Source organism: Hymenobacter caeli (assembly GCF_013294115.1).
GTDB lineage: Bacteria > Bacteroidota > Bacteroidia > Cytophagales > Hymenobacteraceae > Hymenobacter > Hymenobacter caeli.
Genome location: NZ_JABSNP010000007.1, coordinates 70,157 through 85,815 on the forward strand (window position 1 = coordinate 70,157; position 15,659 = coordinate 85,815).

8 protein-coding genes are annotated in these 15,659 nt (G+C 62.6%); all 8 read right to left on the reverse strand.

Translation table 11 applies throughout. The features are described 5' to 3' along the window. Positions 1 to 167: 167 nt before the first annotated feature. Positions 168 to 3,380: a SusC/RagA family TonB-linked outer membrane protein gene (locus HNP98_RS09175; protein ID WP_173809769.1), complete on the reverse strand. Its 3,213-nt coding sequence runs from the start codon at positions 3,378 to 3,380 to the stop codon at positions 168 to 170. A 406-nt stretch (positions 3,381 to 3,786) separates the two neighbouring features. After that, a complete protein-coding gene (locus HNP98_RS09180) occupies positions 3,787 to 5,439 on the reverse strand; it encodes a RagB/SusD family nutrient uptake outer membrane protein (RefSeq protein ID WP_173809770.1) in 1,653 nt (550 codons plus the stop codon). 21 nt (positions 5,440 to 5,460) lie between these two features. Next, a complete protein-coding gene (locus tag HNP98_RS09185; protein WP_246275055.1) occupies positions 5,461 to 8,631 on the reverse strand; it encodes a SusC/RagA family TonB-linked outer membrane protein in 3,171 nt (1,056 codons plus the stop codon). Positions 8,632 to 9,209: 578 nt separating this feature from the next. Further along, positions 9,210 to 10,287, reverse strand: a protein-coding gene (gene prfB / locus HNP98_RS09190) for a peptide chain release factor 2 (RefSeq protein ID WP_173809771.1) whose coding sequence is annotated in 2 segments (ribosomal slippage) — positions 9,210 to 10,226 and positions 10,228 to 10,287 — 1,077 coding nt in all. Because the reading frame shifts where the segments join, the coding sequence is not laid out codon by codon here. A 111-nt stretch (positions 10,288 to 10,398) separates the two neighbouring features. Continuing rightward, the gene (locus HNP98_RS09195) at positions 10,399 to 11,469 is read right to left on the reverse strand and encodes a branched-chain amino acid aminotransferase (RefSeq protein ID WP_173809772.1); all 1,071 of its coding nucleotides are present in this window, start codon (positions 11,467 to 11,469) and stop codon (positions 10,399 to 10,401) included. A gap of 81 nt (positions 11,470 to 11,550) precedes the next feature. Next, the gene (locus HNP98_RS09200; protein ID WP_173809773.1) at positions 11,551 to 12,099 is read right to left on the reverse strand and encodes a cob(I)yrinic acid a,c-diamide adenosyltransferase; all 549 of its coding nucleotides are present in this window, start codon (positions 12,097 to 12,099) and stop codon (positions 11,551 to 11,553) included. A 122-nt stretch (positions 12,100 to 12,221) separates the two neighbouring features. Beyond that, positions 12,222 to 12,938 carry an ABC transporter ATP-binding protein gene (locus tag HNP98_RS09205; RefSeq protein WP_173809774.1) on the reverse strand — a complete coding sequence of 239 codons (717 nt, stop codon included), beginning with the start codon at positions 12,936 to 12,938 and terminating at the stop codon, positions 12,222 to 12,224. Between the two features lie 32 nt (positions 12,939 to 12,970). After that, positions 12,971 to 15,643 carry a tetratricopeptide repeat protein gene (locus HNP98_RS09210; RefSeq protein ID WP_173809775.1) on the reverse strand — a complete coding sequence of 891 codons (2,673 nt, stop codon included), beginning with the start codon at positions 15,641 to 15,643 and terminating at the stop codon, positions 12,971 to 12,973. Positions 15,644 to 15,659: the final 16 nt, after the last annotated feature.

Sequence of the window (15,659 nt, forward strand, 5' to 3'; positions counted from 1 at the left end):
GCGTCTTCTTTGGTACTGTACCCGGTATCTGAGCTGACGCTGTTGCTCGGCTGTACGTTCACCGCCTTGTCACACGCTCCCAGCGCTAAACCCAGGCTCAAAAGCAGGGCCGAACGGGTGCTGAGCTGACGAAAATTTATTATTTGCATGGTTATGAGAGGCAAAGATTAGAACCCGAGTGTGACGCCGCCGGTGATGGTGCGGGCCTGGGGATAGGTGAAGAAGTCGGTACCTGGCGAAGTATTCCCCGAAGCGCTGGCAGCAGTAAAAGTGCTCACTTCCGGGTCGAGGCCCGAATACTTGGTAAACGTCACCAGATTCTGCGCCTGGGCGTATATGCGAACGGTGCGCAGGTGGGCTTTGGTTGCCAGCGCAGCCGGCAAGTTGTAGCCCAGGGTCAAGCTTTTCAAGCGGGCGTACGAACCGTCTTCCAGAAAACGGTCGGAAGTGCGAACGTTGGTGTTGGGGTCGTTGTACACGGCCCGCGGAATGGTAGTGTTGGTGTTGGTGGGCGTCCAGCGGTTCAACACCTCCACGTCTTGGCCATAACTCGTATTCATGCCTTGAGTGTAGGATTTTGACGTGTTGTATATCTGGTTGCCAACGTTGTACTGAAAAAAGACGCTGAGGTCAAAATTCATGAAGCGGAAAGTGTTGGTAAGGCCACCGAAATACTTGGGCTGGGCACTGCCCATAATCTCCTGGTCCGCCGCAGTGATAACGCCGTCGCCGTTCAAGTCTTTGAACTTGATGTCACCGGGCCGGGTGAGCGTCGATTGATAAGCGGCAGTAGCCGAACCCGTGGCCGTCTTGGCCGCGGCGTCCAGGGCACTGATTTCGTCCTGGGTTTGGAAGATGTGGTCAACCCGGTAGCCGTAGAAAGCGCCGAGGGGCTGGCCCACGATGAGGCGGCTGGCGAAGCCCTGGGCCGTGCCTGTAACGCTGGGGTCCGACAGTTTCGTGACGAGGTTGCGGTTGAAACTGATGTTAAAGTTCGTCTCCCAGTTGAAGCCCGTTCCTTCGTTGCGAATGTTGATGGTAGTCAGCGCAACCTCCAGGCCTTTGTTTTCAAGGCTGCCAACGTTGGAGCTGTAGCTGAAAAATCCCGTATCGTAGGGCAGGTTCTGCGCGAGCAGCAAGTCGTCGGTTTTGCGCTTGTAGATGTCCGCCGAAACGTAGAAGCGGTTTTGCAGAAAGCCAAAGTCCACGCCGATGTTGGTTTGGCGCGTGCGTTCCCATTTCAGGCTCGGGTTTGCCAACTGCGAAAGGTAGAGGCCACCCTGGTCCAGGTAGTTGGCACCGGGACTGATGAGGCCGCGCGAGCCGAAGTTGCCAAGGGGCTGGTTGCCCGTTTCGCCGTAGCTGCCCCGCACTTTCAGCTCGCTTAGCACGGTCTGGTCTTTCAGGAAGCTCTCTTCTATCACGCGCCAGCCCGCCGATGCGGCCGGGAAATACCCTACTTGGTTGTCAGCGCCGAAGCGTGAGCCTTGGTCGCGGCGAATAGAGGCCCCTATCAAGTAGCGGCCCTTGTAAGCGTAGTCCACTTTCGCCAGCGTACCAAACAGCGCGCTACCGGTCGAAGTCGAGCTGGCGGCCGTTTTCGTAGCCCCCGCCGATAGCTCACGGATGGCGTTGCTGGGGAAGCCCGTCACCTCCGTGAAAATGTCGCTTTCCGCATCGCGCTGGTATTCGGCCACAACCAAAGCGCTTAAGCTATGGTCGGCACCGAACGTCTTGTTGTAAGTCAGCGAGCTGATGTGGTTGTAGTTCAGGTCTTGCAGGGTCGCCGCCGTGGCATCGCCGCGCACCGCGGCCCCGGCGTTGGTAAGGGTCGAGTAGAAGCGGTCGTCGCGGCCGTAGGTGTAGTCGATGCCAAACGTAGCCCGGTACTTGAGGTTCTTGATTAGCTCAAACTCGGTGTACTGGCTGCCAATCAAGCGGTTATTCGTGCTCTTGATGTACGGTTCTTTGGCGGCCGCCACCGGGTTTTCCAGGGAGCCGTTTTTGTAGTACGTACCGTCCGCGTTGTAAATGGGCAAGTCGCTGGCGTAAAGGCGGGCGGTTGTCAGCACCCCATAAATGCTGTTGTCGCCGTTGATGCGGTTGTTCACGCTCTCGCTCAATCCAACGGAGGCCCCCATCCGCACTTTCTCCGACAGCTTGTTGTCCAGCGTCAGGCGGGCACTGCCCCGGGTGAAGCCCGAGCCGATGACCGTGCCTTTCTGATCAAAGTAGTTCAGGGCCAGCCGGTAGCGGCTGGCATCCGAGCCCCCCGAGAAGGTCAGGCCGTAGTTGCTGATGGGTGCCGTGCGCAGCACTTCCTTGCCCCAGTCGGTGCTGGTGGCCGTGGAGGGGTTTTGGAACTGGCTCAAAGGCCGGACAGGGCCAGCGTCCACGTACTGGGCCAGGCCGTTGACGACAGTAGCTCCCCCCGGACCGTAGATGTAAGCGGCCAGGTCGGCATTGCTGCGAAACGTCGTGCCGAAAGCCGGGTAGTTACCAGCGGCGTTGGCCGGGTAGCGGGCAGCGGCGGCGTCCAGAAACAGCTGCGTCTGCTGCTCTCCGTTTATTATCTGAGGGCGTTTCCACACCGATTGGCCTCCCGTGTAGTAATCGAGGTCGATGCGGGCTTTGCCGCTTTTGCCGCGCTTGGTGGTAACCAACACCACACCGTTCGAGCCCCGCGAACCGTAGATAGCCGCCGAAGCCGCGTCTTTCAGGACTTCGATGGACTCGATGTCGTTTGGGTTGATGTCATTCAGGCCGTTGGTCAACTGGTTGCCCGTGCCGAGCTGCGTCGTGTTGCCGGTGTTCACGGGTAGGCCATCTACTACGTACAAAGGCTCGTTGCTGGCCCCAATGGATGCCGCTCCCCGAACCCGGACGTTGACGCCCGAACCGGGCGTGCCCGAGCTTTGCGTTACCTGCACCCCGGCTGCCCGGCCCTGCAAAGCCTGGTCAAGACCGATGATGGGTTGGTCTTTGTAATCGGCCGAGTTCACCACGGCCACGGCACCTTTTACTTCACGGCGGTTCAGCTGCTGGCCGTAGCCCGTCACGACAACTTCGTTTAGTTGCTTGGTGTCGGTGACCATTGCCACGGTTACCAGCGAAGAGCTGCCGATGGCTTGTTCTTGCGTCACGAATCCAACAGAACTGAAAACCAGCGTGCCGCCCGCAGCGGGCACATTAAGGCTGAAGCCGCCGTCGGCGCCGGTAGAAACACCCGTGGTGGTGCCTTTAAGTAAAACCGTTACGCCGGGTATGCCCCCGCCGTTGGTTTGGTCCGTCACTTTTCCCGTAATGGACCGGGTTTGGGCCATTGCATGTTGAAACAAAGTGAGTATGAGCACCAGGCTCATGAGTAAGGTTTTTTTCATGTGTAATGAAAAGAGGGAAATGGTTGGTGAACTTAATGTGACGCTTTAGTAAATGAACTGTTGTGAATAATAAAAGTATGAATTACAAGTGAGTAAAAAAAAATATTTTAGTAAGAAATAATGCGATTTTTTTTAAGACCATAGCAAGAAAGATGCGACTTTATATGATTTTTAAGAGCTGCACTGAAGTCTATAAAGGATAAATAATCAGTTTTATAAATATTTCGGAAAAGGCAGGGCCTGTCGAAATAAGGGGAAGTCTTGAACTATTCTTTGGAGAGAAAATAGAAACGCAACATGTATTTGTGCTCAGCGACGACCAAGACTGGATGGATGGTGCAATGACAAAAAAAGCCCCGACTCACCGAGCCGGGGCTTTTTAGGCCGTTAAAATGTGATTTTAGGCTTAGTAGCCCGGGTTTTGCTGGGCCGCTAGCACCGGGTTGGTTTGCGTTTCTGAGCTGGGAATGGGCCACAAAAACAACGGGCTGCTGTACGCCACGGCCGGTATTGCCTGGCCCGTCAGCTGGGCGGTGTTGCCGCAGCCGTATCGTGCCAGCACCACCTGGCCGCTGAGCTGGCCGTTGAATTTGGCCGGAATGCCGCCCCCTGCTATCGGTGCGTATTGCGTGTCCTTCGCCAGCCGCGAGATGTCGCCCCAGCGGAAGCCTTCGCCCACCAGCTCTACCCGGCGCTCGTTCAAGATGGCTTGCACCAGGCCAGTACCCGTCAACGAGCCGGTGGCGTACTGGTCGGTGGTGGCCACCGACCGGTTCCGTACCGCGTTGAGCAGGTTAAGCGCTACCGCGCTGTTGCCGGTGCGGGCCTGGGCTTCGGCCTGGTTCAGGAGCACTTCGGCGTAGCGGATGATGGGCGCGAAGTCCGTGGAAGTAACGGCATCGGTGTACTTTTTGAGGACGTAAGCGGTCCGAAGGCCGCCGTCCTGCTGCATCATCACGGTGCGCCGCAGGTCGCTGCACGTGAAGAACGGCGCGTTGTACAGGTTGGGGCTCACGGCCAGCAGGGCCCGGCCGGCGATGCCGGTGGGGGCCGCCGCCGACGAGCCGTACACGTTTGCCAGGGCCCCGTTCACACCCGGGTTGTCGGTAGAGCTGTTTTCAACCGAAAAAATGTTTTCGACCGTTACCGCCGTGCCACCGGGAAAAGCGGCCCGCTGGGTGGGCATCAGCATGTAGCTGCCAATCGGGCTGGTGAATGTGGTGGTGCCGGTTATCAGCTTGTTGCCCTCCGTGATGGCGGCGGCCCAGTTGCCCTGGTAGAGCCGGATGCGCTGCTTCAGCGCGATGGCGGCTCCTTTGGTGGCCCGGGTTACCGAACCGAACGACCCCAGGCCCGAACGGGTGGTGGGCAGGTTGGTCTCCGCGAAGTCCAGGTCGGCCAGCATTTGGGTGTAGTCGTCGGCCACCGTGCCCCGGTCCTGGGCCGCGCTGGTGGTCACGTTGGCCACCGTGTTGTTCGGCACTGTCCGGTAGGGCACGCCGGGGTTGCTGCCGTTGCCGTCGGTGTAGGGGCGGGCAAAGTTGAGGACCAGCTCCAGGTGCGCCAGGGCCCGCAGGAACCGCAGCTCTCCTTCGTACACCAGCTCATCGCTGGCCGTGATGATGCCGCCCGTAGCGGCCTGCTGAATGCCCGCGATGGCCACATTGGCCTTGTTGGCCACCGCGTAGCAGTTGGCCCACATGTACGTGATGTTGGGGCTGGCCGCCGTTATCGAGTTTTGAAAGACGACGGCAAAAAAGCCGGCCTCGTCAGCCACGTCTTCGCCGCGCACGTCGCCCTGCTCGTTGGCTGCCGCCCCAAATGGGTAGCCCCGCGACCCACCGGAGTTGCCGTTGTAAAAGCCCGACTGCGCGGCATCGTACACCCCTGTCACCGACAGTGCCACGTGCGAAGCATCGCTGTAGGCAACCGCCTCGGACACGGAATCTACCGGTACAACGTCGGTTACGTGGCAGGCTCCTAGCCCTAGGGTCAGCGTGAAGGCAGCAGCCAGGGCGCGGCGGCGGTTGCCCGCCGCCAGAATCAATATATTTTTCATTGAGATTAGACGCTAAAGAGATTAAAAACCGATGTTCAGGCCGCCCGTGAACACGCGCTGCTGCGGGTTGCTGTTGTAGTCAATCCCGCGCAGCGTGTTGTTGGCGCTGCTGCTCACTTCCGGGTCCGCGCCCTTGTATTTCGTGAAGGTGGCCAGGTTCTGCACCTGGGCAAAAATGCGCACCCGGCTCAAGCGCACCGGGCCCAGCACGCGGCTGGGCAACGTGTAGCCCAGCGTGATGTGCTGCACCCGCACGAAGTTGCCGCTTTCCACGAAGCGCGACGATGCCGCGTTGGTCGTGTTCACGAAGGCATCGGTGCCGTACACGGCGCGGGGCGTGCTGGTCACGTCGCCGGGCTTCTGCCAGCGGTCCAGAATTTCCGTGCTGTTGTTCAGGAACGTCATTTGCAGCAGCTGCTGGCGGGTGGCGTTCATAATCTGGTTGCCAAAGCTATAGCGCAGGAAAACGTCCAGGTCGAAGCCTTTGTAGGTAAAGCCGTTGTCGAAGCCGCCAAACAGCTTGGGGTTGGTTTGGCCCAGAATGATTTTGTCCGCCGTGGACAGCGACGAAACCGTGGTGAGGGCCGTCGGGTTGGCGGGGTCGTACACGTAGTAGGTGCTACCAGTAGTTTTGGGAGTAACGCCGGCGGCACTGCCGGTAATGTTGCCCTGCACCAATGTGCCGTCAATCTTCTTGTATATCGGGTTGCCATTGGCCGAGTTGACGCCCTGGTAATCGAAGCCATATAAGGAGCTAATCGACTGGCCTACTTGCACGACTGTGTAAGTGCCGCCGAGATACGTGTTGTAAATTGGCGTGTTGTTGGCCCCCAGCGAGGTTACCTGGTTGCGGTTGGTCGAGAAGTTGAGCGTCGTGGTCCAGCTGAAGTTTTCGTTGCGCACGTTTTGGGTCGAAATGCCCAACTCGAAGCCCTTGTTGTACATCGAGCCCACGTTGTCGCTGTACGAGTTGTTCGGCACGCCCAGCGAGGGGGCCGTCGGCACGCCCAAAATCAAGCCGTCGATGATGTTGCGGTAGTAGTCGGCGGTAACTGTGATGCGGCCCCCCAGGAAACCCATGTCGATGCCGTAATCTTCTTTTTTCGATGTTTCGTACTTCAACAGGCCGTTGCCAAACTGGCTGTAGCCAACGCCCGCCTGCGCTCCGTACTGCACCGGCGAATAAGTGCCGGCATAGGGGAAAATTCCGATGTCGGAGTTGCCCACCTGCGCATACGAGGCTCGCAGCTTGAAGTCCGTCCAGACCCGGCCCAGGGCCGAGTTCTTGAAGAAGTCTTCCTGCGACACGCGCCAGCCCAGCGAGCCGCCCGGGAACGTACCGCGCTGGTGGCCGGGGGCCAGCGACGACAGCGCGTCCGAACGCAGGGTGAAGCTCAGCAGGTACCGGTCTTTGAACGAGTAGTTCACCCGGCCGAAGTACGACTGGTAGCCGTTCTGGTAGTAGTCGCCGCCAATGGTTGGGGTCGTCAGCGTGTTGCTGATGATGCCGTTCACGCCCAGCAGGCGGTCCGAAATGCCGGTGCCTTGCGCCGAGAAATAGCTACTGGTCGTCTTCTGGTACTCTACCCCGACCACGGCGTTGATCTTGTGGTTTTCGCCGATAATGTTGCTGTAAGTAGCAGTGTTGATCCAATTCCAGCGAATATTGGGGCTGAAGTACTGGTACACCAGGCCGTTCACGCCGCGGCCATCGCCCTGGCGCGGGTCGTAGTAAAGCAAGTCGTTTTCCAGCTGCGTGTCCGTGCTGAGCTGCGTGCGCAGGCGCAGGTTCTTCACCGGCTCTGCTTCCAGGTAGCCATTGCCAAGAATGCGGTAGCTGGTGGACCGGTAGATGTTGTTGTCGAGCGCGAAGTCGATGTTGGGGTAGCTGAAGGAGATGCCCTGGGTGTTGCTGCCCTGGCCCAGCGTACCCGCAGCGGTGGAGTAGGGGGTGCCGTCGGCGTTGCGGGCCGGCACGTTCGGAAACAGCAGCAGCGCGGCGGCCACGTTGCCCGACAAGCCGTTGCCGGCCGTGTTGAGGCCAACGGTCTGCGTCCGGGTCAGGCCGATGTTCATGCCCACTTTCAGCCAGCTTTTCACTTCGCTGTCAACGTTGGCCCGAAAGGTGAAGCGTTGCAGCGAGTTGGGCTTAATAATCCCGCTTTGATCGGTGAAGCCCCCCGAGAAGGCGTAGCTGGTTTTGTCAGTGCCGCCCGATACCGATATGGCGTGGTTCTGCTGGAAACCGGTGCGGAAAACTTCTTTCTGCCAATCGGTGCTGACGTTGTTGTTGGCCCCGGTGGCGTCCGTGAACGCCTTGGCCAGTTGGCCGCTGCCGCCCGCGTTGATGTCCTTTTCGTTGCTGATGGCAATGAAGTCGTCGGCCCCCAGGACCTTGTAGCGCTTCAACACGTTGGCCGCCCCGATGTACGTGTCGTACGTGATGGTGGCCTGCCCTTTGCGGCCGTGCTTGGTGGTGATGAGGATGACCCCGTTGGCTCCGCGCGAGCCGTAGATGGCCGTGGCCGAGCCATCTTTTAGTACTTCGTACGACTCAATGTCGTTGGGGTTGATGTCGGCCAGGCCGTTCGAGCCGTTGGCATCAACGCCGCTGAGCTGGCCCGTAAAAATGGGCTGGCCGTCCACCACCACGAGCGGGGTCGAGCCCGAAGTGATGGAGTTGGTGCCCCGGATTTGGATGATTGGCTGCTGGCCGAGCAAGCCGCTGGGGGTTTGCACCTGCACCCCGGCGGCCCGGCCTGCCAGCTGCTGGGCAAAGCTGGGGGTGGCCAGGTTGGCAATGGTTTCGCCCTTCACCGATACCACGGAGCCCGTCACGTCGCGGCGTTCCTGGGTGCCGTAGCCGGTCACCACCACTTCGCTCAGTTGCTTGGTGTCCTCCACCAGGGCGACGGTAAACTGCGACTGGCTGCCAATGGGCAGTTCCTGGGTCACGAAATTCACCGAGCTGATGACCAAGGTGCCACCGTTAGCCGGCACGTTCAGGCTGAAATTACCATCGGAGTTAGTCGAAACGCCCGTTGTGGTGCCTTTGAGCAAAACGGTTACGCCCGGCAGGCCGTCGCTGGTTTTTTGGTCCGTCACCCTTCCCGAAATGGCCCGGGTCTGGGCCATTACCTGTTGGAATAGGGCGAACATGAGCACCAGGCTCATGAGTAAGGTTTTTTTCATAAGAAAAGTGGGAGTGGAGAAATGGGTGAGTTTAGAAGTGAAATGAGCCCTGGGATTTTTTTAAAAACAGGTGTAAAACTATGCCCCAGTCAGCAAGTGTATTATTAGAATGAAGCACGAAAATCGCCAAAGACAAGCAAAGTAATAGCCAATAAAACTATATAAATCAATAAGTTGAAATAATAAAGAGTATTAATAATAATATATTTAATGCAATGATTTTGCGCAGTAGGTAAATGGCCCGAAAATTTGTGAAACCTGTTAATTCTGGCGGTATCCGATGCTGCTGTAGAGTCGGGTTTGCCAGGTCTTTAATTATGTGCTTCCATCACCCCACTAAATTCCTCACTTGACGAAAAGACTGGCGCAATATACCGCGGCTTCGGTAAAAGCTCGGCTTAGAAAGGCGCAACCCAGAAAAAATAGTGAGTTGTGTGCAAAAGCAGTTGGCCACCGGCTAATAAGAGGGTATAGCCTACTTGCTCGGCCAGCGCAAGGGTCCCCGTGGGGCCCCAACCAAGTGCGTTCGCCCTGGCCCAGGGCCCCACGGGGGCCGTTGTGAAGAGCTAACCGCTCCCTTACTGCTGCATCAAAAAGCCCTTGATGTACTCGTCCAGGTCGCCGTCCAGCACATTTTGCACGTCGGTGCGCTCGATGCCGGTGCGCAGGTCTTTGATGAGTTTGTAGGGGTGCAGCACGTAGTTGCGGATTTGGGAGCCGAAGTCGATGCGCTTTTTGGTGGCTTCGATTTTGTCGCGCTCGGCGTGGCGCTTGTCCATTTCCACCTGGTAGAGGCGCGAGCGGAGCATGCGCAGGGCGTGCTCCTTGTTCATGAGCTGGCTGCGCTCGATTTGCACGGCGATGACGATGCCCGACGGGGCGTGGGTGAGGCGCACGGCGGTTTCGACCTTGTTCACGTTCTGGCCGCCCGCGCCACCGGCCCGGAACGTGTCCCAGGAAATGTCGGCGGGGTTGACGTCGATGACGATGGTGTCGTCGACCACGGGGTAGGCAAATACCGACGCGAACGAGGTGTGCCGCCGGCCGCTGCTGTCGAAGGGCGACATGCGCACGAGGCGGTGCACGCCAATCTCGCTCTTGAGGTAGCCGTAGGCGAAGGGCCCATCGATTTCCAGCGAGGCCGACTTGATGCCCGCGCCCTCGCCGGGCTGGTAGCTGAGCTGGCGCACGCCGAAGCCGTGGCGCTCGCCCCACATGATGTACATGCGCATGAGCATCTCGGCCCAGTCCTGGCTTTCGGTGCCGCCCGCGCCGGGGTTGATTTCGATGACGGCCGGCAGCTGGTCTTCCTCGTCGGAGAGCATCCGCTTGAATTCCAGGGCCTCCACTTTTTGCTGGGCGGCGTCGAACTCCTTTTGGAGTTCGGCCTCCGTGGCGTCGCCTTCCTTATAAAAGTCGAACAGTACTTCGACGTCGGCCACGGCGGCCTGCACGGCTTCGAAGTCGTCGGTCCAGGTCTTGATGGCCTTGATTTCGCGGAGCTTGGTTTCAGCCGCCTTGGAGTCGTCCCAGAAAGTAGGGGCCAGGGTGTCGGCTTCGGCGGCTACAATTTGTTCTTTGCGGGTATCGTAGTCAAAGATACCTCCTTAGGGCCTCGGCGCGGCCCTTCAAGTCCCGCACGTGGTCTTGAGTCATTCTTAGGAGCGTTGAATGGTAAAAATTGGGGTTGAACGGGCAAAGGTCCGCAAAAAAAGGCAGCCGGCCCGTTGCGGGGCCGGCTGCCTGGACTATTCAATTAGGGGTTGGCTACTCGCCCACGGGCACCATCCAGCCGTGCGGGTCGGGGGCCTGGCCGGCGCGGATGGCCCCGAGGGCCGCGCCGAGGCGCTGCGACAGCGCCTCGGGAGCGGAGGCGGGCAGCTCGTAGTCGCGGCCTTCGTGGCCGATGGTGGCAATGGGCGCGATGGTGGCCGCCGTGCCCACGCCGAAGGCTTCCTGCAAGGTGCCGGCCTCCAGGGCCCCAATCACTTCGCGGCTGCTCACGCGGCGCTCTTCCACGGCCACGCCCATCTCGCGGGCCAGCTGGAGCACCGAGCGGCGCGTGATGCCGTCGAGGATGGACGTGCTGAGGGCGGGCGTGATGAGCTTGCCGTCGATGACGAACACGATGTTCATCGTGCCCGACTCTTCCACATACTGGTGTTCGGAAGCATCGGTCCAGATGAGCTGATGGTAGCCCTCCTGCTGGGCCAGCCGGGTGGGGTACATGGCCGCGCCGTAGTTGCCGGCGTTTTTGGCGAAGCCCGCGCCGCCCTCGGCCGAGCGCACGTACTGCTGCTCGAAGCGCACGCGCAACGGCTTGGTGTAGTACACATCAACGGGGCAGGTGATGATGGCGAAGCGGTAGCTTTCGGAGGGCCGCACGCCCAGCATGCCGTCGGTGGCAAACATGAAGGGGCGGATGTAGAGGGCCCCGCCGGGTACCCGCGGCAGCCAGGGCGCGTCGAGGCGCACCAGCTCCTTCAGGCCCTGCATGAACAGCTCTTCGGGCACGGGCGGCATGCACATGCGCTCGGCCGAGGCGTTGAGGCGGGCCCAGTTGTCGAGGGGCCGGAACAGGGCCACGCCCCCGCCGGCGGTGGGGTAGGCCTTCATGCCCTCAAAAATGGCTTGGCCGTAGTGCAGGGCCGAGTTGGCCGGGCTCACGGGCAGGTCGCCGAAGGGTAAAATCTGCGCTTCCTGCCACTCGCCGGCGCGGTAGTCCACGACGAGCATGTGGTCGGAAAATACCTTGCCGAACTCCAGGGGAGTGGCGTCGCGCTCGGCGATGCGCGAGGCGGTGGTGCGCTGGGTGCGAATGGCGAGGGTGTCGAGCATGGGCATAAAATTGAGGGGGCGAAGAGCGAACGGGTGGGATGGCCGCGAAGGTACGCGGGCCCCGGCCAATCCAAAAAAGGGCTATACCCGGGCCTTCCAGGTCACTTCCTCCACGCCCAGCTCGTGGGCCATGTAGCGGCTCAGCACGAACAGGTAGTCGGAGAGGCGGTTGAGGTACATCACCACCAGGTCGGCCACGAACGAGTCTTCGCGCAGGTGCACGGCCAGGCGCTCGGCCCGGCGGCACACGCAGCGGGCCACGTGGGCCTGGCTCACGGCGGGGTGGCCGCCGGGCAGGATGAAGGCCCGCAGCTCGGGCAGGGCCTCGTTCATGCGGTCCATCTCGTCTTCGAGCAGGGTTACGTCGGCATCGTGCAGGTCGGGCAGCTTCATGCGCGACTTCTCCGGGTCGGCGGCCAGGGCCGAGCCGATGGTGAAGAGGCGGTCCTGAATCTCCTTCAGCAGCGGCCGGCGCGGGGCGTTGATGTCCTGGTCGCGCAGCAGGCCGATGTAGGCGTTCAGCTCGTCCACCGTGCCGTAGGCTTCGATGCGCAAGCTGCTCTTCGGCACGCGGGTGCCCCCAATGAGCGAGGTCAGGCCCTGGTCGCCGGTCTTGGTGTAGATTTTCATGCAGTTAATGGTTGAATTGCTGAATGTTAAATTGTTAATTTTTTAAACGTTGGTTGCTGCTGGGTTAAGCAATTTCTGGAAACACCAATGGCCATTTATCCAACCATTAACAATTCAACAATTTATCCATGCACCGGCTGCTGGTTCACTTCCGTGTTCACCGCGTCGGATTCCACCAGGCCGTCGCGCAGGCGCACGATGCGGTGGGCGTAGCGGGCAATGTCCTCCTCGTGCGTCACCATGATGATGGTGTTGCCCTTGGCGTAAAGGGCCTCGAAGAGGTCCATGATTTCGTGGCTCGTCTTGCTGTCGAGGTTGCCGGTGGGCTCGTCGGCCAGGATGATGCTGGGGTTGTTGACTAGGGCCCGGGCGATGGCCACGCGTTGGCGCTGGCCGCCGCTCAGCTCGTTGGGGCGGTGCTTGGCGCGGTCGCCCAGGCCCACGCTCTGCAGCGCGTGCATGGCCCGTTCGTCGCGCTCGCGCTTGCCAAAACCGGCGTAAATGAGCGGCAGGGCCACGTTGTCGAGCGACGAGGCGCGGGGCAGCAGGTTGAAAGTTTGGAAGACAAAGCCGATTTCCTTGTTGCGCACTTCCGCCAGGGCGTTGTCGCTCATGCGGCTCACGTCCTGGCCGTTGAGCACGTACTGGCCGCCGCTGGGCGTGTCGAGGCAGCCCACGATGTTCATCAGCGTCGATTTGCCCGAGCCCGAGGGCCCCATGAACGCCACGTACTCGCCGCGCGCAATGGTGATGCTGACCGAGCGCAGGGCGTGGATTTCCTCGGTGCCCATGCGGTACACGCGGGAGATGTCGTGGGTTTCAATGACGTTCGGAGACATGGACGGGCGCGAAAAACAAACAAAAGAAACGCTTAAAAAACCGCGTGGGCCGCCCGGCGCGCCGCAAATTGCGCCTGAAGCGCCGCAAAAGCCGCCGGCGGCAGCTGCTGGCGCAATTTCGCGAGGGCCTCGGCCGCATAGTCGGCCAGGCCGGTGTCAACTGCTGCCAATACGTAGGCTTGCAACAGCGCCGGCGCGGCGGGGTTTTCGGCCAGGCCGGCCTGCACCGCGTCGTAAGCCGCCGGGTAGTCGCGGCGTTGGGTGTAGAAGCGGGCCGCCCCCAAAATGGCCGGCTCGTTGAACGGAGCCTCCCGCACGATGCGCCGGTAGAGGGCTGCCGCGGCGGGCCCCGGGCCAGCGGCCTGGGCCTGCGCCAGCCAGGCGGTGCCCAGCTGTGGGTAGCGGGCCGCAAAAGCCGCCCGCCACTGGCCGGCGTCGGCCGTGGGCAAGGCCCGGGCCAGGGGCGCGGCGGCGCGGCGCAGGGCCGTGTCGGGGGCCGCGGCGATGCGGGCCAGAACCACGCGGGCCGAATCGGCCCGGCCGGCCAGCACCAGGGCCGCGGCGCGGGCCAGCGGCGCGGTGGTGGCCCCGTGGGCGGCGGCCAGCGCCAGCTGGTCGGCGGCGGCAGCGTACTGGCCCTGCCGCAACTGCCACAGGCCCAGCAGCTGCTGGTAGTAGCCGGCCGTGGCCCCGGTGCCCGCCGCCAGGGGCTCCAGCAGCTGCCGGGCCGCCTGCTCCTGGCCCAGGGCGTGGCGCGTGAGGGCCTGCAAAAACAGCAGCTGCTCGTAATATGGCGCGTTGGCCGGGCGGGTGGCGAGGCGGGCCAGCGCGGGCAGCAGCGCCGGGCGGGCCTGCTGGGCCGCGGCCAGCGCCGCGTGGTACACGGCCGCGAACGTGGCCGCGTCGAGGTCGTCGCCGGCCAGGCCCACGGCAGGGGCGGCGGGCTGGTGGCGCAGCAGCCGCAGCAGGGTCAGGTTGCTGGCCAGGGCCGGCTCGTCGGGGGCGGGCCGAAAGCCTAGGGCCAGCTGCTGGGCCGCGGGCAGCAGGTTTTGCTGCATCAGAAACGCCAGCCGGTTGGTGCGGCTGGGGTACGCGCCCGGAGCCAGCCGCTCGGCTTTATCCAGGTAAAAAGCCACCGAATCGGTGAGGGACGTTTGGGTGAAGAGCTGGGCCAGGTCGCCGGCCAGGGCGGCGCTGGTGGGCTGCCGGCGCAGGCCCTGGCGCAGCGCGTCGAGGTCGTCGAACAAGTCCTGGGGCGCGGTGCCGAGGGCCGCCAGGCGCAGCGATACTTTCTCGTTGGGCGCGGGCAGGAGGGCCCGGCGCAGGGCCCCCAGCTCGTTCTGGCGCTGGTCGCGGGTGCGGTACAGGGCCGCCCGGCCCAGCTGGGCGGTCAGGTTGTTGCGGTCGAGCACGTCGCCGCTTTCGGCGTAGTAGCGCTCGGCCAGCAGGGCCAGGCCCAGCTCGTCGGGGCGGGCCTCGCTCTGCCGGCGGGTGAGGTCGCCGAGGCAATTGTACTGCCCCGCTCGCACCTGCGCGAGCAAGGGCCAGCCGAGGCGCAGCTGCACGGCGAAGAGCAGGCCCAGGCCCAGCACGTACACCGTATAAAACGGCAACCGCCGGGGCGCGAACACCACCCGGTACACCGGCAGCCGCTGCCGGATAAGGGGCCCAAAATTCACCAGCACATAAATAAAAAACGCGGCCCCCAGCCCCAGCAGCGCCGTCCCGCTGAAGCTGCGGGCCGCCTCCAGCAGGGGCGTGTTGTGGGTGGCCAGGGCGTAGGCCAGGGCTCCGGCAGCGGCCATTAGCAACAGCGGGTACAGCTGGGCGGCCCCCGGCGCGTAGGGCAGCCGGGCCGCGTAGCTCGGGGCCCGCAGCCGCAGGCCCAGGCCGGCCACCAGCACCGCGGGCAGCAGCAGCACCAGCGGGTCGAGGCCCACGCCGCGGTACAGCGGCAGGCGGCCGTCGGTCCAGAACCACGCGGCCAGCAGGCCGAGGTAGAGCAGGCTGGCTCCCACGAACGGGCCGAGGCCCAGCCGGGCCCCCGGCGTGGCGGCGCGGCCGGCCAGCCAAAGCACGCCCCGCACGTTCTCAATGCCCACCCACAGCACCAGCGCGGCCACCAGCACGGCCCCGCCCGGCGTGGCGTAGGCCGCCAGGTGCAAGGCCAGGTCGGGCCCCGAAAGCTGGCCCCGGGCCAGCAGCAGGGCCCCCAGCCCCGCCACCGCCGCCGCGCACAGCGCCGCCCGCCCCGCCAGCGGCACCCGCTCGCCGTAGGCGTGCAGCCCAAAAGCCAACCCGCCCACCAGCACCAGCGCCAAGCCCAGAAAGTACTGCTTCCCGACCGAAAAAACGCCCACCAGGTCCAGGTTAAGCGACATCAGCAAAAAGATGACCGGCACCATGGCGGCCACGAAGGCCGCCCGGCGCAGCGTGCTGGCCACCGCCACCCAGCCCGCCAGGGCCACCGCCAGCAGCCCGGCAAAAAGCCCCGCCGCCTCCGGCTGCGCGAAGGGCCCCGCCAGGTCGTGCGTCAGGCTCACGCCGAAGCCGCTGGCCTGCACGGGCAGCGCCACCGGCCCCACGGCCAGCGTTTGCAAAGTGAGGGGCTGGGGCAGCAGGTGCGGCACCAGCAGCAGGGGCAGCGCGGCCGCCGCCCCCGTGAAATAATAGTAAGCCGCCAGGCCCACGGCCAGCGCGGCCAAAAAGGCCAGCAAGTTG